Here is a 23,237-nt window from a genome sequence, read left to right as displayed (position 1 = left end):
GCCTTGTTGAGAAAGTAGGCGCCCTCGTCTAATTGGACAAACTATTATTACCCCGCCCCTAAGGCTCTAACAAGTAGGGCGTAAAAGCGGGACTGTGCCGTACACTAAAATCCTCACCAGAACGCTCAATCAAATATATAGCAATGCCTTCTTGGCTTGCCAGTGCCATAGCGTTATCACCGCCCATTACACTAAACGCCGTAGCCAAAGCATCGGCCTTTGCGGCAGTACCCGCAATCACGGTAACGGAGGCAAGGCTATGCGTAACAGGCTTACCTGTAGCAGGGTTAATCGTGTGTGAAAAGCGTACACCATCGCGCTCAAAATAATTACGATAATCGCCCGATGTCGCCACCCCTACTTCAGACACGGCAATCGGGCGGATTTTTCCACCCGACGATGGCGATTCCACACCAATGCGCCAAGGCATGCCCTGCGCATTATGACCATGTAATCGCAGTTCACCGCCAATTTCGACCATAAAGTGATGAAAACCCTGCTGCCATAAGTAAGTGGCTACTTCATCGGCGCCATAGCCTTTAGCCACCGCCGAAAAATCCAGCACTACAGGCTTTTGCTTTTTGATTGTTGATGCGTCAGCATCAATTGTAATCGCCGTAAAATCGACTTTGGCCATCGCGGCTTTGATCTCTTGATCCGTTGGCGCATCGTCTTGCCGGAAATCCGCCCCAAAGCCCCATAGGTTCACCAGCGGTGCGATGGTGGCATCAAAGGCGCCATCACTTAAACGGCTAATTTCTTGGCTTAGGGTTAATACTGCCAGAAAACGCGGCGATACCTCTAGCCAGTCGTGTGTGGGCGCAGCATTGAGTGTCATAATTTCAGAGTCTTTAATGTACGTTGAAAGGCTCTGATTAAATTCTAGTAGCAGTGTATCTATCGCTGCCTGTGTATTTTGCGCGGCACGCCGCTGCTCGGGCTTAACAACCAACTTAATATTGTAAGTGGTGCCCATTGTGTTGCCAGAATAGGCAACCGAGTCATAACTTGGCTTTTGCTCGCAAGCGGCCAATAAAAAACAAAAAAGCGAGAGCAGCCACGCCGCCCTCGCTTTTATCAATTTATATTCAGAAAAAATAATCATAAATCATTCGCTAGTATATTAAACCCTCAGCACACCTACTCACTGCAGGAGTGCCGAGGCAATACACAAATTAGCCGCCGAAGTCATCCAGCATAATATTTTCGTCTTCTACACCTAAGTTTTTAAGCATAGTAATAACGGACTGGTTCATGATGGGTGGTCCACACATGTAGAACTCACAATCTTCTGGCGCGGGATGATCCTTAAGGTACTTTTCAAACAATACATTATGAATAAAGCCCGTTAAGCCTTCCCAGTTATCTTCAGGTTGCGGATCACTCATGGCAACATGCCATTCAAAGTTTTCGTTTTCTGAGGCTAACTGATCGTATTCATCGTTGTAGAACAACTCGCGCAATGAACGCGCGCCGTACCAAAACGAAATCTTACGCTTAGATTTAAGCCGGCGAAGCTGATCGAAGATATGTGAACGCATTGGCGCCATACCCGCACCACCGCCGATGAATACCATTTCGGCATCGGTATCTTTCGCGAAGAATTCACCAAAAGGCCCGTATACAGTAATGGTATCGCCAGGCTTTAAGCTAAAGACATACGAAGACATTTGGCCAGGTGGTAAACCCGTTGTGCGTGGTGGAGCCGTTGCAATACGGATATTGAACTTCACTACGCCCTTTTCTTCTGGATAGTTCGCCATAGAGTAAGCGCGAATCACCGGCTCGGTCACTTTAGATTCTAACTCGAAGAATTTAAAGTGTTCCCAATCGCCGCGATACTCTTCTTCAATATCAAAGTCTTTAAACAAAACATGGTGAGCAGGTGCTTCTAATTGCACATAACCACCGGCACGGAAGTCTACGTTTTCGCCTTCAGGTAACTTAAGCGTTAACTCTTTAATGAAGGTCGCCATGTTGGGGTTAGATTCAACAGTACATTCCCACTGCTTAACACCAAACACGTCGTCTTCAACTTCGATGTGCATGTTTTCTTTAACAGGTACCTGACAACTTAAGCGCCAGCCTTCTTTGGCTTCACGCTTAGTAAAGTGAGAAGCTTCTGTGGGCAACATGTCGCCACCGCCAGATTCAACAATACACTTACATTGCGCACAGCTACCGCCGCCGCCACAAGCCGATGGCAAAAATAAACCCGAACCCGCAAGCGTTTGCAATAATTTGCCACCGGCTGCCGTTACAATTTCTTTTTCGCCATTAACCAAAATGGTTACATCGCCACTCTCTACGAGCTTAGCGCGAGCCGACAAAATAATGCCGACCAACACAAGCACGATGAGTGTAAACATCACCACGCCTAAAATAATTTCAATATTCATTTTATTGCTACCCTCGCAGTTATAGGTCGATGCCGCCGAACGACATAAAGCCCAAAGACATCAAACCCACAGTGATAAAGGTAATACCCAAGCCCTTAAGGCCATCAGGTACGTCACTGTATTTCATTTTTTCACGAATACCCGCTAGTGCAGTAATCGCCAACGCCCAACCCACACCCGAGCCAGCACCAAACACGGTACTTTCTACAAAGTTGTAGTCGCGCTCTACCATAAACAAAGCCGCACCTAAGATTGCGCAGTTCACCGTAATGAGGGGCAAGAATACACCCAGCGCGTTGTATAAAGGTGGGAAGTATTTATCAAGAACCATTTCCATAATTTGAACAATCGCCGCAATAACGCCGATATACGAAATCAAACCTAGGAAGCTCAAGTCAACTTCAGGATAACCGGCCCAAGCCAGTGCTCCATCCGCTAATAAGTAGTTATAAATAACATTATTCACAGGTACCGTAATCGTCAATACAACGATAACGGCGATACCCAAGCCCATTGCGGCATCAACCTTTTTGGAAATTGCCAAAAAAGTACACATACCCAAAAAGAAAGCTAACGCCATGTTCTCGATAAAAATCGAGCGGATAAATAAACTCAGTAAATCTTCCATTACAGAACCTCCGCCGTCTTAGTGCTGTTGTGTGCAATTTTGAACTCGTCGTGCTCAACTTGCGCTGGTTTAAAGGCACGAATGCCCCAAATAATTAAACCAATCAAGAAGAACGCGCTCGGTGGCAATAACAATAAACCGTTAGATACATACCAGCCACCCTCTGTAACCAGTGGAAGTATTTCAAAACCTAATAATTTACCCGAACCAAATAGCTCACGTACAACACCCAAAATAATCAAGAAGAAGCTATAACCTAAACCGTTACCAATGCCGTCTAAAAAGCTAGGGATTGGCGGGTTTTTCATCGCAAAGGCTTCAGCACGGCCCATTACAATACAGTTAGTAATAATCAACCCAACAAACACCGAAAGCTGCTTGCTCAAGTCATAAGCAACCGCTTTAAGTACCTGATCAACAACAATTACCAACGATGCAATAATTGTCATTTGCACAATAATACGAATGCTGCCCGGTGCATGGTTACGCACCAACGAGACGAAAAAGTTAGAGAATGCGGTTACCGTGGTTAATGCAATACACATTACCAAGGTTACATTCAAACTACTTGTAACCGCCAAAGCCGAGCAAATCCCTAGGATCTGTAAGCCAATGGGATTGTCATCTAAAATAGGTTTAAACAGTAATTCTTTAGCCTTCATAACTAAGCCTTACCTTTTTTCATGTTAGCGATAAATGGACCATAACCGTCTTCGCCCAACCAAAATTGGATAAGGTTATGAACACCCTTGGTGGTCAAAGTCGCGCCAGAGAGGCCATCAACTTTATACTCAGAACCCTTAGCTGATGGATTAACCGATCCCTTGATAACAGCAATAGCGACAGATCCGTCAGGATTAAATAGCTTTTTGCCTGGCCATATTGCTTTCCAGCGAGGGTTGTCTACTTCGCCACCCAGCCCTGGAGTTTCTTTATGGTCATAAAAACCAAGTCCTACAACAGTATTCATGTCGCCCTCTACCGCTAAGAAGCCATAAAGCGTTCCCCATAAACCGTAGCCGCGAACAGGTAATACCACCACTTGTTTGCCGCTATCGGTTTTCGCGATATAGACTTTGGCATAATTTTCAACACGACGAACCTTTGCGATATCAGCAGCCTTAGGCAGCGCTTCTGACATACTCGGATCTTTGGCCGCTTTGGTTTGATCGTAACCATCAGGCGACACTTCTGTCGAAAATTTACCGGTTTCTAAATCAACCATTTTCACAACAACATTTTTAAATTGCTCTTCTACCGAGCTGGCTGGGTCTAACAAACCTGCCGCCGATAAAATGTTGCGTTTAAAGTCGAGTTCTTTGTTAGCGATTTGAGCGGGTTTAAGCATAACCGCCGCTGTCGATACAATTACCGAACAAACCACACACAAAAGCGTGGCCACGGTAAGCGTTTTTGCAATGCTATCTTTACTAGACACGCGCTAACCTCCGCTTGATATTTGACTCAACCACGAAGTGGTCAATAAGAGGGGCAAATAAGTTAGCAAACAGAATTGCCAACATCATGCCTTCTGGGAATGCGGGGTTAACCACACGAATAAGAACCACCATAAAACCAATCAAAGCACCGTAAACCCACTTACCTTTATTGGTCATAGAAGCCGAGACAGGGTCCGTTGCCATGAAAATCATACCGAAGGCGAAACCACCAATCACCAAATGCCAGTAGAACGGCAAGGCGAACATGGCGTTAGTTTCGGAACCGATAAAATTAAGCAGTAAAGAGGTGACTGTCATACCTAAGAACACACCAATCACAATACGCAGTGACGCAATACCCGTTGCCAATAAAACAGCACCGCCGATAAAGATCGCCAAAGTAGACGTTTCGCCCATCGAGCCCTGAATAGTCCCGAAGAACGCATCAAACCAAGTCATTTGTTGAGCTAAAGCATCAACGCCTTGTGAAGAAACAATCGACAGCGCAGTTGCACCGGTATAGCCATCAACAGCAGTCCAAACCGCATCACCACTCATCGCACCAGGATAAGCAAAGAACAAAAATGCTCGGCCGGTAAGCGCAGGGTTTAAGAAGTTTTTACCGGTACCACCAAACACTTCTTTACCAATAACAACACCAAAGCTAATACCCAAAGCGGCTTGCCACAACGGAATACTAGGCGGAAGAATTAAGGCAAACAAAATAGAAGTTACAAAGAAACCTTCGTTAACTTCGTGGCCACGCTTCATGGCAAACAAAACTTCCCAGAAACCGCCGACGATAAACACCGTCAAATACACAGGTAAGAAGTAAAGCGCACCTAAGATCATGTTGTCCCAAATGCTACCGGCATCGTGTGCCGTAAGCATGGCCGCTATCGCGCCACGCCAGCCTTCAACACCGCCCATGCTCATATCTGCAAGGATAGTATTCGCTTGGAAGCCTGTGTTGTACATACCAAAAAACATCGCAGGAAATGCACATAACCAAACGGTAATCATCATACGCTTAAGGTCAATGCCATCGCGTACGTGTGATGTTGTTTTGGTGATGTCGCTAGGCTTATAAAAAACAGTATCGACTGCTTCATACAAGGCATACCAGCTTTCCCATTTACCGCCTTTATGAAAGTGCGGCTCCATTCCATCTAAAATTTTACGCAAACTCATGGGTTAGCCCTCCACTTCAATGCGGGTTAAGTTGTTGCGAAGTAATGGGCCGTACTCATATTTACCTGGGCAAACAAAGGTACATAACGCCAAATCTTCTTCATCCAACTCTAAAGCACCCAGCTTTTGCGCAACTTCTGTATCGCCAACAATAATGGCGCGCAACAATTGTGTGGGCAGAATATCTAAAGGCATCACCTTCTCATACGCACCTATTGGCACCATGGCTCGCTCACTACCATTAGTACTGGTCGTAAAGTTAAAGAGCTTATTGGTCAGCTTAGATACGTAGATATTGAGTACAGAGAACTTATCAACACCCGGGCGCAAGTAATGAATCAACTCGCGTTCGCGGCCTTCTAGAAGCACACTGACTTGATTATGGTAGCGACCTAAAAAGCCTAAAACGCTTTTACCGGTACGGCCACCAAAAACAGAACCACTGACAAGACGGTTTTCACCGGCTTTAAGTTGGCCTGCGGTTAGCTCTTCTAGGTTTGCACCTAAACGCGTGCGCACAAGGCGGGGCTTTTCAACCTGAGGGCCGGCAACAGCAACAACACGCTCAACGTTCAACTTACCCGTTGTGAACAACTCACCAACAGCGATTACGTCTTGGTAGCCTATAGTCCAAACAGTTTTGCTGGCACTAACAGGATCAAGATAATGAATATGCGTACCGGCATTACCGGCAGGGTGTAAACCGGCAAAGGTTTCGTACTGCAAATTGCTAGCGCTACCTTTAGGAATATTTGCGCCATCGGCATGACACACAAATACTTTGCCTTCGGTCAATTTGCTGAGCACTTCCAAGCCTTGGGTAAAGGCTTCGGGTTTTTCAGCAATCACAACGGCAGGGTCTGCGGCTAACGGCGTGGTATCCATCGCCGTCACAAAAACAGACGCAGGCGTGGTATCTACAGCCGGCACCTTACTAAAAGGACGCGTACGTAATGCCGTCCATAGGCCCGAAGAAACAAGAGTCTCAACCACTTTTTCACGTTTGAGTGAAGACAGTTGATCGGCACTGTAGTGAGCAAATATCTCAGCTTCATCGCCTTCAATATCAATCACTACGGATTGAAAAACACGACGTTCGCCACGATTAATTGCAGCAACGGTGCCGGAAGCTGGTGACGTGTAGATAACACCAGGCGTCTTTTTATCGGAAAAAAGCTCTTGTCCGAGTTTGACCTTGTCGCCGACCTGCACAGTCATAGTGGGTTTCATACCGTGGTAATCAAACCCAACAACTGCAACAGAGCGTACTTTAGGACCATCCTCAATGGATTGCTGGGGCTTACCGGTAATTGGCAAGTCCAGCCCTTGACGGATTTTTCTCATACGTCTTTGCCTAAGTTAAAGTTAAAGTTAAAAATGGATAAAACGTGTGGGTTTATGACGCTCACTCGCGTTAAAAACCGAAAATAATGGCCAAATTAACAGCACAAACGCAAACAGGCCTTAACCCTCGAGCTAAAACCAAATTGCGCAAAATGCTTTGAATTGCCCGTTTCACGGGACTTCTGCAGTACTCTACTGGAGTGACTGTCTAAATTTGAGCCGGCCTTAGCTCCAAAAAATCGCGCTAATTATAGAGAGCAGACGCCATAAACTCCAGCGCTGTGAACGAGTTTCCGCGTCCAATCTCAGTACGAAGAAAGTTTAACCATAAACCCATAAGTTATTTTCCGCGCCACGGCCAGTGGAATACACCTGCCACACCTTCATCCCACCCCTCTACTAATGTAGTCAACGTGACACAAACTTCACTGTTTCGTGATACTTTCGTGAGGATTACCTACCACGTTAACTGACAAACTCCCGCCGCGAAGCGCCGATGAATACATAATCCTAATATGGCGCCAGAGCATCCAACAACCTCGGGAGTCATACATGAATACAGTTCGTACCGGTCAACGCAGGCTGGCTTACCTTGCCCCTAGCCTACTCGTAATAACGGCAACACTATCCGCCTGCGGAGGAGGTTACAAAGAAAGGCCACAAAGTAACTCCAGCGACGCAACCTCATCCAGTGCCAGCATGATCGACGATGGCTTTGAGGCAACTATTAGTGACTTTGTCGACTACACAAGCTGGAATGTTGTGGACTATGCCATCGGCGATAGCAACCTAGGCCTTAAAGGCGCCCATAAAGGTAACGATGATAGCTTTACCCGCAAAACCTTCATGAATGAACTTGCCACCAACAGCACCGGCGAATTTACCCAAGGCGCCATTATTGTTAAAGAAACCTTCACCTACGCCATGGGCAGTAACGGCTGGGAAAAAACATTCGCACCTGAAGGCGGCCTTCTGGGCATGGTAAAACGTGGCGGTGACTTCAACGGCGACCATGGCGGCTGGGAGTGGTTCATGCTGGCCAACGATTTATCTTCTGTTGTAGCCCAAGGCGATAACCTTATGGATGGCGCCTGCAATGCTTGCCATAGCGTCGCCGAACAACTCGGCGGCATGGACTATTCGTTTCCGTTCCCCACAGAGTACGTAGCCACCGACACCCTATTTGCCGATTACCAAAGCTGGGACATGGTCGAATTCACCGATCAGCCACATACCAAACTTGGCGGCGCCCACCTTAATGGCGACACCCCGCCATTGCGACGCATATTCCAAAAACAATTTTTAGCCAACCCTAGCGATGCCGGCGATATGGGCTACCCCATCGGCACAGTATTGGTAAAAGACGTTTCGGTAGATAATAGCGTCGAACAAATTGTAGCCATGGTAAAACGCGGTGGCGATTTCAATAGCGATAACGGTAGCTGGGAATGGTTTATGCTCGACCCCAGCGATCACAGCATACTCATAAACGAAGAGAACAAACCTGTGCGTGGCGGCGCCGAAATGGGCTGCAATAGCTGTCATAGTTTAGCGGCAGGAGAGCAAGGCATTGATTACATTTTCAAACACCAACATGCGCCTTTCAACACCGACACCACCGGTGAATATGTTGCCAGCAAAGCCTCATTGATGAACTACACAGACTGGACACTCACCGACTACGCTCTTGGCGCCAGCAATCCTTTTATCGGCGGTGCCCACCAAGGGACTAACCCCGAGTTTGCACGTGCCGTTTTTCAAAATGAAAAAGCAGGCATGCTCAGCGGTAACGAATACCCCCAAGGCACGATCATTATTAAAGAAACATTCACCACCCAAGATGGCGATAAGGTCTTTGCTGAAATGGGCGGCCTTTTGACTATGGTTAAACGCGGCGGCGATTACAACCCCGATCACAACGGCTGGGAATGGTTAGCACTTACCCCGGCTGGCAATATCGCCGCACGCTCAGCAACACTCATGGGTGGCGCGTGCAATGCCTGCCACAGCAAAAGCGCCGACGACTTCGGGATTGATTACACCTTCAATAAGCCCAGTGAATTTATTGCCACAATCGCCGACCTGCAAGACTACAAAAGCTGGACACTCATCGACACAACAACCGGAGATAGCCCCGCTAACAACGGCGCGCACGCCACAAATACCGTACGCAAAACCTACAAAAAACAAGGAAGCGCAAGCCCTCACTTCGAAGCCGACAGCTACCCCACTGGCACCATCATTGTGAAAGAATTAACCCAAGACGATCAAATAACCCGCCTGTACGGCATGGTTAAGCGCGGTGGTGATTTCAATAGTGCCAATGGCAACTGGGAGTGGTTTTTACTTGAAAACGATGCAAGCGCAATATCCACCCGTGGTGCCGATGTAGGCGGCGGTGTTTGTAATGCTTGCCACAGTAAAGCCGGCAGCCCAACCGAAAGCGATGCAAGCTTCATGGGGAAAGATTATTTGTTTTATCACCCCAATGATCCCGTGCCGATGCCAATGAGTGCCATGACGATGTAATGATTACATCTGTGATTAACCACTTTAAAAACCAGCGCTTGCGCTGGTTTTTTTTGGCCTGCCCGATTTCATCACAATCATTCCCAGAAGCATCACAACAACTCCCTAAGATGGCCAGAATTAAGCGCTTTAATAACACCATCACATCGCAAACAGCCAATCTTGCGATGTTATTAAAAAACGCTAATCCCTATTCATTGCTTGGAGAGTCACCATGAAAAACCGCAAACTACCCGCCGCTATCGCCATCGTTGCCACCCTTAGCAGCACCATCAGTTCACAAGCCTTTGCTGCCCGCAGCGAAAACCAACAATCCTGGTTAGAAGGTGGCACCGTGAGTACTGCTGCCATTGCCGGCGCAGCAGCCGGCGGGCCTTTAGGCTTTATGGTTGGCGGCGTTATAGGCATGTTATTCGCCGATCAAACCCGTAAAGGCAACAACGCCGAACTTGCCCTTGATGAGTCACACATACAGATGTCACAACTCAACCAAGAATTAACAGAACTGAATAGCGAAATTGCCGTGCAAGAGCTCACCATTGCCGCGCTGGAACAAAAAACCATCGACAAGCTCGCCCTGCAAGTACTGTTTAGTACCGGTGAAGATAGCCTAAACGAGCAAGATCTAGCCCGCGTCGAAATATTATCGCAACACTTGCGCAGCAACAGCGACCTGATGATTAACCTCAGCGGCCACACAGACCCCAGAGGCACCGATGAATACAACAATGTGCTGGCAGCAGAACGCGCCAACGCTGTTAAAAACGCGCTGGTATTTTTTGGTGTCAATGATTCACGCATCATTACGCAAGGACATGGCGCAAGCTTATCAACTGCACAGCAAGGCCAATTTGAACAATACGCCCGCGACCGCCGCGTGGACATAGAGGTGGTAAACCGTCGCAATTCTGGCCCGGTCGCGGCTATCGAAAATACCATCCCTTAGGGACGAGGAAACAATATTTCATCCGCCAATAACGCCCCCTTCTCTCCGACATCCTCGGACTTTGGCCCTGTTTGCAGGGCCCTTTTTAGCTTTTAGGATTCAAACCCCAAATAACAGCCCACTTCAAAGGCGTCTGCTCTTCCCTCTTCATAACCAAAAAAGCAAACATCTTCACGGTCATCACCATCAATAGAACCCACAACAAACTCGCATTTAAACGTCTTTGCAATTTTATAAAATTCATTTAACGGCGGGATAAGTTGTTTAGCCGCTTTAATTTGCATTTCGATGCCTAACTTAAATTCGGCTTCTTCACTTTCTGCCACATGCACCAAAGTCGCATGGGGATTATCTTCACCCACCCACTGGGTTATCGCCGCAACGGCATCCGCTTCTTTGTCTTCGAATTCGGGGTTATCGACCATAATATAAATTTGCATAGTGTTTTCTCTAATCCCGATAAATTGTTTCAATAAGATGATACCCAAACTGGGTTTTAATAGGGCCGTGTACCGTAAGAAGTGGCTTTTTAAAAACCACCTGATCAAACGCTTTGACCATTTGGCCCGGCCTAAACTCCCCTAAATTCCCGCCTTTTTTAGAGGAGCTACAGGTGGAATGTTTTTTCGCCATTATTCCAAAGTCGGAACCTTTAGCAATTTTTTGCTTTATGCTTTCGGCTTCAGCCTCAGTTTTTACAAGAATATGTCTAGCGCATGCGGTTGGCATAATAAACCTTTTAGCAATTGTTTTAGGCTGTCGTTTTACGTAACTACTCAGGTTGAAGCTCACCTAAAAGGCGAATTGATTGTTTTCTGGGTATTCAAGCGTCAGGAACGCTTGCATAGTACCCAAGGATGGCTTGAACGGCCCAGAAAATAATCAATTTGCCGGAATATTTGTGCATGCCTGAGTAGCTACAGTTTTATGCAATATTTTTGGGGTTTAATGCCACAAAATCTACCAACTTTCTTACAAGCGGCTTCATAAAGAATTTCTCATCCGGAATTACCTCAATCGGAATATTCAGCTCTTCCAAACGTTGCGCAACAATCGGCCCAATAGCTGCAATACACACAGTGCTTAGCGCTTGCAGCACTTCGGCTTCGCGCTGCTCACTTTTAGCAACAGCAAGAATACGCTTTACCTGCACCACACTCGTCAGCACTAAAACATCCAATTCCTGGGCAATCAACTGATCAATAAGCACAGAAACTTGTGAACCTTCAATATCAGACGCATACACATAAGGCGAAACGGTTGAAATATCCGCCCCCTTACCCGTCAAAAATAACTGCAGTTTCTCGTTAGGCTCCTCACCGTATAACTGCACCGCTATGCGCCGCCCGGTTAAATCTTCATCACTTAAAGTCTGAATAACACCATCGGTAGTAGGCGCAGCCGCCAGCACATCGGGCTTCAATTTTAGCGGCCTTAACGCACTGGCAGGCTTTGGCCCGCGTGCAATTTTGCGCACCCGCGCCAAGGCAGCCGTCCATTCGGGCAGAAGTTCAAAGCGCTCGGCAAAGCCGGTTAACCGGCGAATCCCTTCCCCGGTCAAAATAATCATGTCATCAAAAGGGCTGGAGCAAAATAGCGTTAACCACGCTTTAATGGCGGCTTCATCGGGGCAATCGTGTATAGATACCAACGGACAACGTAGCGTATTGGCGCCGCGCACGACCAGCATATCGTTCAATACATCGAGCTGGCGCGACTCGGGTACCGCCACCCGCCACCCCGTTAGGGGCAATTCATCTGTCATGTGTTATCCCAATAAGAAATCAATAGCGACATTTTATCGGGTTTATCCTCGCGCGAACACTAGCACGGGCCACAGGCACTAAACCCAAAGATTTAACACCGGTTCGCCATACACCCACAAGCTCAACATCAAGGGCACCAAGACCATCACCCACGCGGCATTCCCCCTAGCGCCAGCACGTACTTTACTGCGCTGCCGGCTGACAACGGTTACTGTCTGCCGGGCACAGCGTGTAGGCTGCGGGTTGGGGTTAGATGCCGGCTTAGTCGAAATAGGCATTAAGCCTAAGCCTTCGGCTAAGGTGCTTAATGCTAGACTTTTCGCCACATCAACAAAGACAAAACAACAATAGCGCGTAAGCTCCACAACTTGCCGCACACTGCGAATATAAAAGCCGTCTAACGAAAAAGGCGTAGTCACCATGGGGCAATCCAAGGCAAAAACAAACATACCCACTTTTAATTCATCAACAGAAAAACGTTTAATCGCTGCTTGTTTCATTACGCTACCTCAACTGTCACTAACATGGCTTTTCAATAGGGTTATCGCAAACCGTGGGCCAGTTTTCCGAACAGCCGCAAAAAGTATAAGTGCATAATTTTTATAATTTAAAGCGCACCATTTCAAACCATTAAGCCCTTCTTAGTCTTTAAATTAGGTATTTTTTAAAACACTAGAAGATTGCGCTCTATCGTAAAAAAACACGTATTAATAAGTCGCCAAAAAATACCCCGCCCCACCCCCATAGCCGCCACCTTTTTGGCGAATCGCATTTAAGGGTGAGCACACAGACTCAAACCTCGACTCAACCTCGGCCATGCATTAGCATAAGCTCTACTCGCCATAAAACCTCAATCATGCCTGCTGCTATTAACACCCTTTTTTATCAATACGACGAATACGGCCCCGTTAAAGTGATTGATGACGGCAACCATCGACGCCTTTCTTTTGGTGCCGATGACTTTCAAAGCTGCATGGTTAAAGAGGCGCCGCTTCAGCTGCAGTTCGATTATTTGCGCGCAATGGTGCTAGCAACACTGCTGCAACCCAGTACACACCCCAACGCCACAAACACAAACCGCACGCTACTTTTGGGCTTGGGCGCTGGCTCGCTGGCTCGCTTTTTACACCACCACTTCCCTGCAATGCACTTAAGCGTGGTAGAGCTACGGCAATTAGTGATTGATGTCGCCAAACAATACTTCGAGCTACCCGAAAGCCCGCGCCTAGAGGTTATGCAAGAAAACGCAACCGACTTCTTAGCTTACGACAATAACCACTACGCGCTTATCATGAGCGATATTTATACCGAAGAAGGGGTAGACGATGCGCAGCTTTCCCACGATTACATCGCAGCGTGTAAAGCCAGGCTAGAACCCAACGGCTGGCTAGTATTAAATTGCTGGTACGAGCACAAAGGGCGAACCTCCCTTATTCAAACACTCAGGGCGGAGTTCCAACAACTGCATTGCTGCCACACCCAAAGCGGAAATTGGATCATATTCGCAAGCAACCCTGTAAACTCCGCCTACAGCCTAGATCTAAAAGCACTCACGGGCGCAGCCAAAAGCCTGAGCGAGCAAGCGGGCTTTTCGCTCCACGCTATTGCACGCAAACTGCAACGTTTCTAACGCCTAAGGGGCGTGCACGGAATAAGTTGCTGGAATTTGGGTTTGTGGGTCCTTGCTTGGCGAGGCCAAAATATGGCGTAATAGCCGGCTATTGCAAATATTTTTAACGAAGGCAAGCGTGCACCCAGGAATTCAAAAACGGGAGGTTAGGGGCGAGGCAATAATAGTTTATCCAATTAGGCGAAGAGATCGGCTTTCTTATCGAGGCGCTTAAAGGGGCGCATGCCTGGGCATGTAACGCTTTGAGCAACGAAGATAAGGATATCGAGATCAAGCATTAGTGGATGAAATATTGTTTCCTCGTCCCTTATTTCATGCTCGCCCCTAACAAAGGTCCACCCGTCGATGAGTACCACGCCGCATAAAGATCCACTCCATGGCAAAACACTGCAATCCATTGTGGAAGCACTGCAAGCCCACTACGGCTGGGAAGGTTTAAATGATCGCATCGCATTGCGCTGCTTTAGCTCTGAACCCTCTGTAAAATCTAGCCTAAAGCTTTTGCGTAAAACACCCTGGGCTCGCGAAAAAGTAGAAGCCCTGTATATAAAATCACTAAGACTTAAAAGTTTTAATCGCGAGACTGAGTAAATTTTTATTATGCCAAACGATAACTCTAGCGCCGATAGCCTCATTATTTTCGATTTCGAAACCACCGGTCTCTCGCCCAACCAAGGGGACCGCACGATTGAAATCGGTGCAGTACGATTAGAAGAAGGCCAAATCACAGATCGCTTTCAAGCCTTAATGAATCCCGGCATGCGCATTAATAGTTTTATTGAAGGCTATACCGGCATTACCAATAAAATGCTGGATAGTGCAGCGCCCTGCTCCGATGTAATGATAGAGTTTTCACGTTTTATCGGCAACAGCAATTTAATTGCCCACAACGCCTCGTTCGATAAACGTTTTTTAACCTCAGAATTCGCCCGTTGCGCCCTGACTATTGGCGGCGATGTCGGCTGCTCATTATTATTAGCAAAACGTATTTTTCAAGATGCTGGCAGCTACAAACTAAGTAACCTTATCGAATATGCCACCATTGAAGGCGCGGGCGATTATCACCGCGCTTTGTACGACGCCGAAATGACCGCAAAATTATGGCTAAGCATGCTGGATCACATTCGCGAAACCTACGCCATTAAGCATATTCCCTATCACCTGATTAAAAAGCTGACAAAAACGCCCAAGAAGGCGGTGGCGGATTTACTGCAAAAGATGTCCGAAGAGGCTTAGACCAGCGCCAACCCTTATGTGAATATTTCACAATTTAATCGGTACTATTCTACAGAAGGCATTACTTCAACAATCCATACTCTCCTCACTGCAATGGGAATCGCTCACACGATACCTTCACACGGAGAGATGATATGGACAATCACACACTGTATTTATACGTTCGCGCTAACCAAAGCCTGTTCACCGTAGAACGAATAGAGCACCACTGCGATAGCGCGCCTGCAGGGGAGCCGCTATCACACGCAGTGGAACCTTCGATTATTGGCTATTGGATCGAAATCAAGAGCAGCGATGGCGATACCATTTACCGTCAATTTGTTCACCACATTCCACATAACCTAGACCTAACATGGTCCGATTGGTCTAGCAGGCAGCGCGCAAATGCGGCTTACGTCATAAAAATACCGGCATTGAAATCGGCTCACCAAATTGCACTTTACGAACAAAAAATAACGGCACCGCAGCAACACATGCCTGTTCAACAATGTCATTTCAACTTAGTACTGCAGCCAACGCAATCAAGAGACCCGCTCCATTATCAATGCGCATAAGGGGCGAGGAAACAATATTTCATCCACTAATGCTTGATCTCGACATCCTTACCTTCGTTGCTCAAAGCGTTACATGCCTCGGTAACTGCTCCATGCGTTACCCTACTGACCTATGTCCATATAGGCCTCGGCATGCGCCCCTTCGAGCGCCTCGATAAGAAAGCCGATCTCTTCGCCTAATTGGACAAACTATTATTACCTCGCCCCTAACAATCATACAAACAGCCTCACACATGCCTTACCAATTTTTAGGGAAGCTTTTTAATATGCGTATTTTTTTACATTCCATTCCGATGTACCCGCCAACCACCAATTCCTTCATAACACGGCTCACCATCTCGCGTGATGCGCCAACCATATTGGCGATGGATTGGTGAGTGAGCTTCGGGGCGCTATCGTTATTTTCTTGGCACAAACGCTCTAATGTATGCGCTACACGACCATAAACATCTAGCAACGCCATATCTTTTACATTGGATGTCAGATCGCGGATGCGCGACACCAACTCAACAATGAGCATTTCATACAAACCAGGGTGTTCCTGTAAAAATGCACGGAACGCCTCGCGTGAAATGGTGAGTAACTGGCTGTCTTCCGTTACGCGGGCAGAAGCCGAACGCGGCTGCCGATCCAATAACGATAGCTCGCCGAAATAATCACCTTCTGCCATATAATTGAGCACCAACTGCCGGCCATCGTCATCGTCGGTATACACACAGACTAATCCACTTTGAACAATATAGAGTTGTCCCGTATCATCGCCCTCCATAAAAAGGATGGAGTTCTTGGGATACTTACGTAAAGTAGAAACTTGCTCCAACTTCGCCAAGCAATCGGCTGGAATCTTTGCAAACAACTTAATTTTTTCTAGCATAGGCCGCATCTCTGATGGGTTTTAGGGGCGAGGCTATAATAGTTTATCCAACTAGGCGTAGAGTGCGGCTTTCTTACAAGGCGCTTAAAAGGGGCGCATGCCGAGGCCTATATGGACATAGGTCAGTAGGGTAACGCATGGAGCAGTTACCGAGGCATGCAACGCTTTAAGCCCGAAGGTAAGGAGGGCGAAATCAAGCTTTAGTGGATGAAATATTGTTTCCTCGTCCCTTATGTATTTAATTGGCCATCCTGACGGGCGTGGATCCATAAAGAATGACGTATCTTGCGACACATTCACAAAAATTAACACCCAAAAACACAGCTCGCTACCTATGCCTGTTAATTGCTGTCGCCTTTATTGCCTTGTTTAGCCTTTCGCCCATTGCCCATCACATCGAAAACCGCACCAGTTTACCCACACTTTTTCACTGGCGCGGGCCGCTACCAGCCCCTACAGACATCATCATTATTGGCTTAAACGCGAGCGCTGCCGAGCGCATGGGGCTTTCGCGACATAGCCATAACTGGCCGCGCACGCTATACGCACAATTACTGGATAAACTCAGTATCGCAAAAACGAAGCTTGTTGTATTTGATGTCGCTTTTAAAGCAGCGCGTACCGAACAAGAGGACCAACCATTTGAAACCGCCATCGCAAATAACGGTAACGTATTACTTTACACCTATTTAAAACGGCATCAGGTTGCACTCGCAAACGGATTTGTCGATATTGAAGAACCGATTCCACCGCTCTCTCGGTTTGCACAGCGTGCGTTAGGGGTAGGCCATTTCACCTTACCCAAAACTGCGCACAACGTAACGAATACATTATTATTTGCAGCGCTTGGTTCTGGCCCGCAAGCCAGCCAACCTTTGCTAGGTGTATTAGCGCTTACCCCGCTACCCGATCAAAAACAATTTTGGCAAAGCTTAACCCAACTGCCCTTCCCAGAAAAAGCCACACCCGCAGAACGTGCACAACAATTTCGCCAACACACAATGCAAGCACAACGACCTTACAATCACGCCAACAAAAAACAAAACAAACGTTTATTTAAATTATTTTCTCGTACCGCCCCCCTGGTCATAAATTACTTTGGCGGCGCAAAAACGTTTCAAAATATCGATATCGATAAAGCACTAGCGTTATCTACTGCAGACTTCGCCCAGCACTTTAAAGACAAAACAGTTTATATCGGCTATTTAGAAACCCATCAAACCGAACAGCAAGATGCTTACAGTACTATTTATACCAGCGATACCGGCATTGATGTGAGTGGCGTCGAAATATCGGCAACCGTTTTTGCCAACCTGCGTCAGGGTAACGATATACAAAAGCCCCCGCAGTGGCTTAAAACCCTTATTTGCCTGGGTTTTCTTATCGGCGGCTTTGGTATTTGGTATCACTATTTTTCGTTACATTTAGTATTACAAAGCCTATTACTGGGCGGTTACATCAGCGCCAGCCATTACGCTTTTAGCCACCACCATTACGCGCTGCCGTTAACACTGCCATTGTTTGCGCTTGCGCTAGGTAACCTATTACAACTGCAGCGCCAGTTTTGCCTTAACCGAACGCGCCTCAGCCATATCCGCTATGCACTCACGCAATATCTACCCAGCGAAGCGGCTAACGCCTTAAGCAAAAATATAAACACCCTAGAAAAACAGCACACATTAGTCCATGGTGTTGTATTGATGACAGACATTAAGGGCTATACCTCGCTGTCCGAAACACTACCACCCGCAAGCCTGCACCAACTGATGAACGCCTATTACAAAGAGCTAATCGCTGCCGTACAGAATAACGGCGGCACTATAGGCAATATTGTAGGTGATAGTTTAATGGCCATGTGGACAGGCTCCAATATTGATAACGCCATGTGCCAACGCGCCATAAAAGCCGTAATGGAAATTCAAACATCCGTTAGTGCGAACGCCGAATTTGCCCAACACCTCCCCACCTGTATTGCACTGCATGGCGGGCAATTCTCACTCGGCAACTTAGGCGCACAAGGGCACTTTGAGTACTCCCCCGTTGGCGATATTATTAACACGGTTTCACGCATCGAACACTTCAACCGCGATTTGGGTACTGAGTTTTTGTGCTCTGAAGTGATTGCCGAAACACTGACCAGCACTCACAAAAACCAGCGATTACTCAAGCTAGGGGAATTCGCCCTACGCAATAAAAAAGATGCTGTAGCTTTGTACACTCTAATAATGCAAGAAACAGCTGAATCCCAAAGGGACATCGCCAACTTCGTATTAGCACTAGAAAAAAAGGCACAAGGAGATCACAGCTCTGCCCACACCCTACTCAAACACATTAAACACCCAACATTACTCGGCGCCAGCAACTTCCACATTCGCGAAAGTAATAACCACAAGGCGCCTTGAGAAAACACCACCCCTAGCGCATACATTAAGCGCTGCCGATTCAAGAACTATTTTTCGCAGCCAAAAATGTAAAGGGCATTTTTCACATAACTTAAGGTATATTTTTTATGGCTGTACGATTAACATGCTTTTGATCGCATACAAAGCCTATGCGGCAAGAATATTTCTGTAACAACCATTAGGAGACTAAGAATGAGAATTAACGTAAGAAAAATTTCACCGAGATGGCTAGTTTTAGGGCTGATATCAGCTGTAGCCGTGCTTGTTGTGGGCTGCCAAGGCAATCAAACAAAGTTAGATTTACCATCACCAACTGGTGCACCGGCATATTTATTGTCTGTTGATGCAAAAAGTAACGTGAACATCTTTTCTCCCGAGGGGAAACCTTGGCAAGAGTGTAAATCAAAAACTTGTCAATCACTAGTTCGTGTTGACGATAAAGTTGTTCAACGTGTATTTGAGGGGTCAATGGCTACAGGGGGGTTTCTGCTCCTAACATTCGATGACATAAAAACCGCCAAATTAATTAACTTCAATCTAATTCCAAAAGCACACGCGCAAGCAACATGTGACAACCCCTTAATTATTAGTCGCCCGGGAAGAATGACAAGAGTTATTTACCCACCAGGATGCCCCCTACCTTAATCAACAACAGCCCTAACGAGACATTAGGGCTGTGCTCTATAATCAAAAGTTATACGTGACACTACCCAAATAAGAACGCCCATGTGCATAGTCTGTTTTACCAGAACGATCAGAAAATAGAGCTTGCTCGGCAACTAAATATTTTTTATCCGTCAAATTATTCACTCCGACCTTCACTACTCCGCGACGACCAAACATATAATAGCTACAATAAAAGCCTAATGTAGTTACCTCCTCATGCAGACTAGATCCACCCCCTGAAAATTTCAACTCCTGTTTCAAATACCTACCAAGAAAAGAAATATCGACTCCGATCACCGGAACTATCTTAAATTCAACATCAACATAATTGGAGTCAAGATATGCCGGAATATGATTTATATTTTTTTCACCAACCTCCTTACTATATTTCTGCTCTTCCAATTTAAATGTTATAGCAGAATTTACGGAGCTAGTATATTCAATCCAAGCGGTATTCGAACTCAACCCAACAGGGAGATCATTGTAACGGGAACCATCAATTGTAGCCGCATAAACAGAACTTAATAAACTGTAGTCTTTACTCTCAAAATATAGCTTATATTTTTTTCCAAGACTCCAATCGAAGCCAACACCAATGAGATCAACTTTAGTTCCACTAGAAAAATCAAGAATTCTAGAAAAACCAGAAATATTGGTTTTCTTTAAGTTGACATAGGTTTTCGAATCAAAAGAATAAGATTCCGAATACGCAGCTCGGAGAGACATCCCTGAAAAAAAATCCCACCGCCCCCCAATGTAAGGCAAAAAACCATCAGAAAACTCTCGACTCAACGCACTTATTCCTTCGCCCATAAACTGCTCCAGGTAAGAAGCTTCAAACCCATAATCCAAGAAAACCCCGCTATTAAACCGAGTAGTAAAATCGAAGTAGATACTTTTCATTCCTACATGCTCTTCCTCTTCAAAAGGATAGCCAAAATAAGTTTCTTTCATGAAAAAATTTGACTTAAGATAATTCAGACCAACTATAAAGCCTAGCTTACCAGCCCTATAGTTATACCGAATATCGTACTGTTCAACATTTGAAAGATCATCAATTGTAGAGTCGTAAAACTCCTCCACATCATCAACCACATAAGAAATAGTATTGTTATAGTTGGAACTACGACGCCTGCCAAAATAATTAACAAAAATACCTTGCTGTTCCGAAATCAAGTAATTAAGAGATAGCCTATGCGTATTTGATTCTCCGACATCCCTTACACCAGGCAGGAAGTCATCGGCGTCTAAACTATTATTTAAATCTCCTTGTTCATACTCAAATCGGCTAAATTCAAACTGCAAAGACAAATCGCTTGTCGGCATCCAATGAACAAGCGCATTCGACAGTAAATAAGACACATCATTATTCGCCCTATATCCATCGGTTTCATACCTATACTGCCCTAGATTAATCGACACCTGCTCCCCCTTCCCCTGAACAAGTACATCATAAGCTCGCAATCCCTCACTACCACCCAATAAGGTCGCATGCCCACCAACACCATCTTCAATAAATAATTGCGTATATTCCGAAATCCCGATATCCGTCGGCGATGCACCAATAGCCGTCCGCAATCCAGGCTCAAGTAAACCAATAGGCAATGCCTTAGCTCCGAGGGGTTGAGATATCGTTGCCTTTAATCGTGATGATGCCAATAAAGCTTCTCGCTGACTATCATCGGAATAGGCCTCTACCAACAATCGATGTCCAGCATAACTATTAGGGTCTTCACTAATTATTTCAGAACCCAACGACTCAGCTTTTTTCTTCAAACCTCGCTGGCTATAGGCCGTACCAATATTGGCAGACTTAATCGCCGCATCATTTTGCAGAACATTGCTCGAACGATAGGTATAACGAGAGTCGTTTAGCTCTAAGCTTTTTTCATACGAATCAATAGCGCCGGCATATTCGCCATTGGCCTGCTGATTTAGGCCTTGATAGAACCAAGGAGTAGGATCATTGGGGTCCAATATTTTTGCGAGATCTAATTGATCCTGAGCTTTACCAGCTCGATTCTCTTCGGCATAAGCCTTACCCAAATAACTGCGATAAAGGCTATTGCTTGGATCTAAAGCGACTGCAAGTTCTAACTTTTGCCTGCCCGCCTCTAGCTTGCCCAAACGAATATGAGTTAAGCCCAGAGCAAACTGTGAAAGTGGAATATTGGGGTTTTGATTTACCGATGCTTTTAAAATCTTAAAAGCTTTACGGTTGCGGTTATTCTGCAATGCAATTAACGCCCGTAAGCTATCGGCATAATTCGAATAGAAATTCGCTTGTTTGAGGCTCTTCAAACTTTGCTTCGCAAGTGACTGTTTACCGTTTATGAGGGCTAATTCAGCCAATCGCAATTCAACAATAGCACTGCCACTCAGTAATTTTGCTTGCTGTACAGTAGCCAACGCCTCAAGCAGCTCACCCGCTGCCTGCTGCACATAACTTAAAGCCAGTAGCGCACTTGGCTCCTTTGGATGCGTAGCCACTAACGCCGCACTATCAGACAATGCTACTGAGCTATTCCCTTTAGCGAGGCTTTGAAATACCAGCAATACCTGCGAGACCAATGGCCTAGCCGAAAGTATCGCCTCATCAAACACGGTTACTTGACCATAAAACAACGCTAAAGCTGCCGTGATGTCGGCATTATTTTCGATTAACGCCAGCTGATAACTAGCCGAAAAATCACCCCTTAAATAAGCTTTTTCAGCGGGCGAACTTACTCCTGTAGGGATAAAGGCTGGCGGATAATAAAGACTCCAGTCGGCCACGTCCGGCAGTGAGATCACCAGCGCGTGACTAGGAGCGCTATTTTGAGTGGCAAAACTCTGCTGCATAGCTTGCAGGCGGGTTTTCCCAAGTGTATTTTCGGCTACAACAACCCCCTCAATAACACTAACGGTATCGCGATCAGCATCATGCGAAACTATAAATTCAGTTCCCTCTACCCCTGCATTCAAATACGGGGCTTTAACAGTAAAACGTTTTGGCGTGCGCGAAATGAAATGCGCAATTCCATCAACCACTTCAACCCAAAAGCTCCCCTTAGGCGCGACAAACTTAAGTACACTACCCTGATTAAGCTTTACGAGAGTGTCATTCTCCAACCGTAAAACTGCGCGAAGCTCTTCTACCTTAAAGGTATCGCCATAGCAGAAATGATGACCTAGCCGAACAGGTTGCCACTCGTCTCCACCTTCAGGGGAAACACGCCCAACCCCCTCTAGAGATTCAAGCGTCGCGGCAACCGCACTACACTCTTGCGCAGCAGTGACTTGCGAGAAGCCTATAAAAACTAAGAATAAAACGCACAACAATTTAAAACGCATGTTTGAAATCTCAACTTGAATTTATTTTTTTAAAAAACTGCCGCAAGAGGGGCGAAGATGTTTTATATGATTGCGAGTGTACAGAACACTTGAAGTAAATACCTCAGCAAGTCGCACTCATTAGTCGAAGCTGATCAAATTATGCGAAATAATGAGATCAAGTGATATAGCTATCCTTTTTTGCAGTTTTACGAAAAATAACAATTCGACATCAAGACAAAAGATTAAAACTTTAGTAACTATTCAGGTGGGCTCGAAATAAGACCCACCAAAAGGCGAATTGATTATTTTCTGGGCATT

The 23,237-nt window shown here is 46.1% G+C and carries 22 protein-coding genes; 9 read left to right on the top strand and 13 right to left on the bottom strand.

All coding sequences use genetic code 11. The features are described 5' to 3' along the window. Window positions 1–58: 58 nt before the first annotated feature. The 7 genes from AC3A8L_RS08855 to AC3A8L_RS08825 all read right to left on the bottom strand — a co-directional run bounded on the left by AC3A8L_RS08855 (window position 59) and on the right by AC3A8L_RS08825 (window position 7,001). Window positions 59–1,105: an FAD:protein FMN transferase gene (locus tag AC3A8L_RS08855; RefSeq protein WP_487961882.1), complete on the bottom strand. Its 1,047-nt coding sequence runs from the start codon at window positions 1,103–1,105 to the stop codon at window positions 59–61. Window positions 1,106–1,175: 70 nt separating this feature from the next. Continuing rightward, window positions 1,176–2,399 carry an NADH:ubiquinone reductase (Na(+)-transporting) subunit F gene (gene nqrF / locus AC3A8L_RS08850; RefSeq protein WP_487961881.1) on the bottom strand — a complete coding sequence of 408 codons (1,224 nt, stop codon included), beginning with the start codon at window positions 2,397–2,399 and terminating at the stop codon, window positions 1,176–1,178. 19 nt (window positions 2,400–2,418) lie between these two features. Beyond that, window positions 2,419–3,027: an NADH:ubiquinone reductase (Na(+)-transporting) subunit E gene (gene nqrE, locus AC3A8L_RS08845; protein WP_487961880.1), complete on the bottom strand. Its 609-nt coding sequence runs from the start codon at window positions 3,025–3,027 to the stop codon at window positions 2,419–2,421. Next, complete coding sequence (locus tag AC3A8L_RS08840) at window positions 3,027–3,689, bottom strand: NADH:ubiquinone reductase (Na(+)-transporting) subunit D (RefSeq protein WP_487961879.1); 663 nt, start codon at window positions 3,687–3,689, stop codon at window positions 3,027–3,029. Before AC3A8L_RS08840 ends, nqrE begins: the two co-directional genes overlap by 1 nt. Window positions 3,690–3,691: 2 nt before the next feature. Continuing rightward, the gene (locus AC3A8L_RS08835; protein WP_487961878.1) at window positions 3,692–4,465 is read right to left on the bottom strand and encodes a Na(+)-translocating NADH-quinone reductase subunit C; all 774 of its coding nucleotides are present in this window, start codon (window positions 4,463–4,465) and stop codon (window positions 3,692–3,694) included. Further along, on the bottom strand, window positions 4,458–5,657 hold the full coding sequence (locus AC3A8L_RS08830) for an NADH:ubiquinone reductase (Na(+)-transporting) subunit B (RefSeq protein WP_487961877.1): 1,200 nt from the start codon (window positions 5,655–5,657) through the stop codon (window positions 4,458–4,460). Before AC3A8L_RS08830 ends, AC3A8L_RS08835 begins: the two co-directional genes overlap by 8 nt. Window positions 5,658–5,660: 3 nt before the next feature. Then, window positions 5,661–7,001, bottom strand: a complete 1,341-nt coding sequence (locus AC3A8L_RS08825) for a Na(+)-translocating NADH-quinone reductase subunit A (RefSeq protein ID WP_487961876.1) — start codon at window positions 6,999–7,001, stop codon at window positions 5,661–5,663. Between the two features lie 552 nt (window positions 7,002–7,553). On the opposite strand from AC3A8L_RS08825, the gene AC3A8L_RS08820 reads away from it, so the two are divergent. From AC3A8L_RS08820 to AC3A8L_RS08810, 3 genes are read left to right on the top strand one after another with little or no spacing between them, the layout of a single operon-like run. Beyond that, window positions 7,554–9,530, top strand: coding sequence for a cytochrome P460 family protein (locus tag AC3A8L_RS08820; RefSeq protein ID WP_487961875.1), 1,977 nt, complete (start codon window positions 7,554–7,556; stop codon window positions 9,528–9,530). Beyond that, window positions 9,530–9,748 carry a hypothetical protein gene (locus AC3A8L_RS08815; RefSeq protein WP_487961874.1) on the top strand — a complete coding sequence of 73 codons (219 nt, stop codon included), beginning with the start codon at window positions 9,530–9,532 and terminating at the stop codon, window positions 9,746–9,748. The genes AC3A8L_RS08820 and AC3A8L_RS08815 overlap by 1 nt, the downstream gene beginning before the upstream one ends. Next, window positions 9,745–10,476, top strand: coding sequence for an OmpA family protein (locus AC3A8L_RS08810; protein WP_487961873.1), 732 nt, complete (start codon window positions 9,745–9,747; stop codon window positions 10,474–10,476). Before AC3A8L_RS08815 ends, AC3A8L_RS08810 begins: the two co-directional genes overlap by 4 nt. A gap of 92 nt (window positions 10,477–10,568) precedes the next feature. Here the strand turns inward: AC3A8L_RS08810 and AC3A8L_RS08805 are convergent, their stop codons facing one another. The 4 genes from AC3A8L_RS08805 to AC3A8L_RS08790 all read right to left on the bottom strand — a co-directional run bounded on the left by AC3A8L_RS08805 (window position 10,569) and on the right by AC3A8L_RS08790 (window position 12,742). Then, entirely contained in the window at window positions 10,569–10,916 is a 348-nt protein-coding gene (locus AC3A8L_RS08805) for a hypothetical protein (RefSeq protein ID WP_487961872.1), read from the bottom strand. Window positions 10,917–10,926: 10 nt separating this feature from the next. Continuing rightward, a complete protein-coding gene (locus AC3A8L_RS08800; RefSeq protein WP_487961871.1) occupies window positions 10,927–11,205 on the bottom strand; it encodes a peptidylprolyl isomerase in 279 nt (92 codons plus the stop codon). A 196-nt stretch (window positions 11,206–11,401) separates the two neighbouring features. Next, window positions 11,402–12,241 (bottom strand): uroporphyrinogen-III synthase, encoded by an 840-nt coding sequence (locus tag AC3A8L_RS08795; RefSeq protein WP_487961870.1) that lies wholly within the window; start codon window positions 12,239–12,241, stop codon window positions 11,402–11,404. Window positions 12,242–12,319: 78 nt separating this feature from the next. Further along, the gene (locus AC3A8L_RS08790) at window positions 12,320–12,742 is read right to left on the bottom strand and encodes a DUF3391 domain-containing protein (protein WP_487961869.1); all 423 of its coding nucleotides are present in this window, start codon (window positions 12,740–12,742) and stop codon (window positions 12,320–12,322) included. 356 nt (window positions 12,743–13,098) lie between these two features. Here AC3A8L_RS08790 and AC3A8L_RS08785 point away from each other — a divergent pair, with 356 nt between their 5' ends. From AC3A8L_RS08785 to AC3A8L_RS08770, 4 genes are all read left to right on the top strand, one after another. Further along, on the top strand, window positions 13,099–13,872 hold the full coding sequence (locus AC3A8L_RS08785) for a spermidine synthase (RefSeq protein ID WP_487961868.1): 774 nt from the start codon (window positions 13,099–13,101) through the stop codon (window positions 13,870–13,872). Window positions 13,873–14,217: 345 nt separating this feature from the next. Next, window positions 14,218–14,463 (top strand): VF530 family protein, encoded by a 246-nt coding sequence (locus AC3A8L_RS08780; protein ID WP_487961867.1) that lies wholly within the window; start codon window positions 14,218–14,220, stop codon window positions 14,461–14,463. Between the two features lie 9 nt (window positions 14,464–14,472). Beyond that, on the top strand, window positions 14,473–15,108 hold the full coding sequence (locus AC3A8L_RS08775; RefSeq protein WP_487961866.1) for a 3'-5' exonuclease: 636 nt from the start codon (window positions 14,473–14,475) through the stop codon (window positions 15,106–15,108). A 134-nt stretch (window positions 15,109–15,242) separates the two neighbouring features. Further along, a complete protein-coding gene (locus AC3A8L_RS08770) occupies window positions 15,243–15,662 on the top strand; it encodes a hypothetical protein (RefSeq protein WP_487961865.1) in 420 nt (139 codons plus the stop codon). Between the two features lie 238 nt (window positions 15,663–15,900). Here the strand turns inward: AC3A8L_RS08770 and AC3A8L_RS08765 are convergent, their stop codons facing one another. After that, complete coding sequence (locus AC3A8L_RS08765) at window positions 15,901–16,536, bottom strand: Crp/Fnr family transcriptional regulator (protein WP_487961864.1); 636 nt, start codon at window positions 16,534–16,536, stop codon at window positions 15,901–15,903. A 275-nt stretch (window positions 16,537–16,811) separates the two neighbouring features. Here AC3A8L_RS08765 and AC3A8L_RS08760 point away from each other — a divergent pair, with 275 nt between their 5' ends. Together AC3A8L_RS08760 and AC3A8L_RS08755 are read left to right on the top strand one after the other, a co-directional pair. Beyond that, on the top strand, window positions 16,812–18,938 hold the full coding sequence (locus AC3A8L_RS08760; RefSeq protein ID WP_487961863.1) for a CHASE2 domain-containing protein: 2,127 nt from the start codon (window positions 16,812–16,814) through the stop codon (window positions 18,936–18,938). A gap of 192 nt (window positions 18,939–19,130) precedes the next feature. Then, entirely contained in the window at window positions 19,131–19,583 is a 453-nt protein-coding gene (locus tag AC3A8L_RS08755) for a hypothetical protein (protein ID WP_487961862.1), read from the top strand. 42 nt (window positions 19,584–19,625) lie between these two features. On the opposite strand, the gene AC3A8L_RS08750 is transcribed toward AC3A8L_RS08755, so the two are convergent. Next, the gene (locus AC3A8L_RS08750; protein ID WP_487961861.1) at window positions 19,626–22,937 is read right to left on the bottom strand and encodes a FecR domain-containing protein; all 3,312 of its coding nucleotides are present in this window, start codon (window positions 22,935–22,937) and stop codon (window positions 19,626–19,628) included. Window positions 22,938–23,237: the final 300 nt, after the last annotated feature.

It is taken from the genome of Marinagarivorans sp. (genome assembly GCF_982758155.1).
This window is presented reverse-complemented; position numbering and strand designations above follow the sequence as displayed.

Bases quoted from the DNA above. Each gene is read 5' to 3' on its own strand.
- AC3A8L_RS08855 (WP_487961882.1), bottom strand. From the start codon at position 1,105: ATGATTATTTTTTCTGAATATAAATTGATAAAAGCGAGGGCGGCGTGG.
- nqrF (WP_487961881.1), bottom strand. From the start codon at position 2,399: ATGAATATTGAAATTATTTTAGGCGTGGTGATGTTTACACTCATCGTG.
- nqrE (WP_487961880.1), bottom strand. From the start codon at position 3,027: ATGGAAGATTTACTGAGTTTATTTATCCGCTCGATTTTTATCGAGAAC.
- AC3A8L_RS08840 (WP_487961879.1), bottom strand. From the start codon at position 3,689: ATGAAGGCTAAAGAATTACTGTTTAAACCTATTTTAGATGACAATCCC.
- AC3A8L_RS08830 (WP_487961877.1), bottom strand. From the start codon at position 5,657: ATGAGTTTGCGTAAAATTTTAGATGGAATGGAGCCGCACTTTCATAAA.
- AC3A8L_RS08825 (WP_487961876.1), bottom strand. From the start codon at position 7,001: ATGAGAAAAATCCGTCAAGGGCTGGACTTGCCAATTACCGGTAAGCCC.
- AC3A8L_RS08820 (WP_487961875.1), top strand. From the start codon at position 7,554: ATGAATACAGTTCGTACCGGTCAACGCAGGCTGGCTTACCTTGCCCCT.
- AC3A8L_RS08815 (WP_487961874.1), top strand. From the start codon at position 9,530: ATGATTACATCTGTGATTAACCACTTTAAAAACCAGCGCTTGCGCTGG.
- AC3A8L_RS08810 (WP_487961873.1), top strand. From the start codon at position 9,745: ATGAAAAACCGCAAACTACCCGCCGCTATCGCCATCGTTGCCACCCTT.
- AC3A8L_RS08805 (WP_487961872.1), bottom strand. From the start codon at position 10,916: ATGCAAATTTATATTATGGTCGATAACCCCGAATTCGAAGACAAAGAA.
- AC3A8L_RS08800 (WP_487961871.1), bottom strand. From the start codon at position 11,205: ATGCCAACCGCATGCGCTAGACATATTCTTGTAAAAACTGAGGCTGAA.
- AC3A8L_RS08795 (WP_487961870.1), bottom strand. From the start codon at position 12,241: ATGACAGATGAATTGCCCCTAACGGGGTGGCGGGTGGCGGTACCCGAG.
- AC3A8L_RS08790 (WP_487961869.1), bottom strand. From the start codon at position 12,742: ATGAAACAAGCAGCGATTAAACGTTTTTCTGTTGATGAATTAAAAGTG.
- AC3A8L_RS08785 (WP_487961868.1), top strand. From the start codon at position 13,099: ATGCCTGCTGCTATTAACACCCTTTTTTATCAATACGACGAATACGGC.
- AC3A8L_RS08780 (WP_487961867.1), top strand. From the start codon at position 14,218: ATGAGTACCACGCCGCATAAAGATCCACTCCATGGCAAAACACTGCAA.
- AC3A8L_RS08775 (WP_487961866.1), top strand. From the start codon at position 14,473: ATGCCAAACGATAACTCTAGCGCCGATAGCCTCATTATTTTCGATTTC.
- AC3A8L_RS08770 (WP_487961865.1), top strand. From the start codon at position 15,243: ATGGACAATCACACACTGTATTTATACGTTCGCGCTAACCAAAGCCTG.
- AC3A8L_RS08765 (WP_487961864.1), bottom strand. From the start codon at position 16,536: ATGCTAGAAAAAATTAAGTTGTTTGCAAAGATTCCAGCCGATTGCTTG.
- AC3A8L_RS08760 (WP_487961863.1), top strand. From the start codon at position 16,812: ATGACGTATCTTGCGACACATTCACAAAAATTAACACCCAAAAACACA.
- AC3A8L_RS08755 (WP_487961862.1), top strand. From the start codon at position 19,131: ATGAGAATTAACGTAAGAAAAATTTCACCGAGATGGCTAGTTTTAGGG.
- AC3A8L_RS08750 (WP_487961861.1), bottom strand. From the start codon at position 22,937: ATGCGTTTTAAATTGTTGTGCGTTTTATTCTTAGTTTTTATAGGCTTC.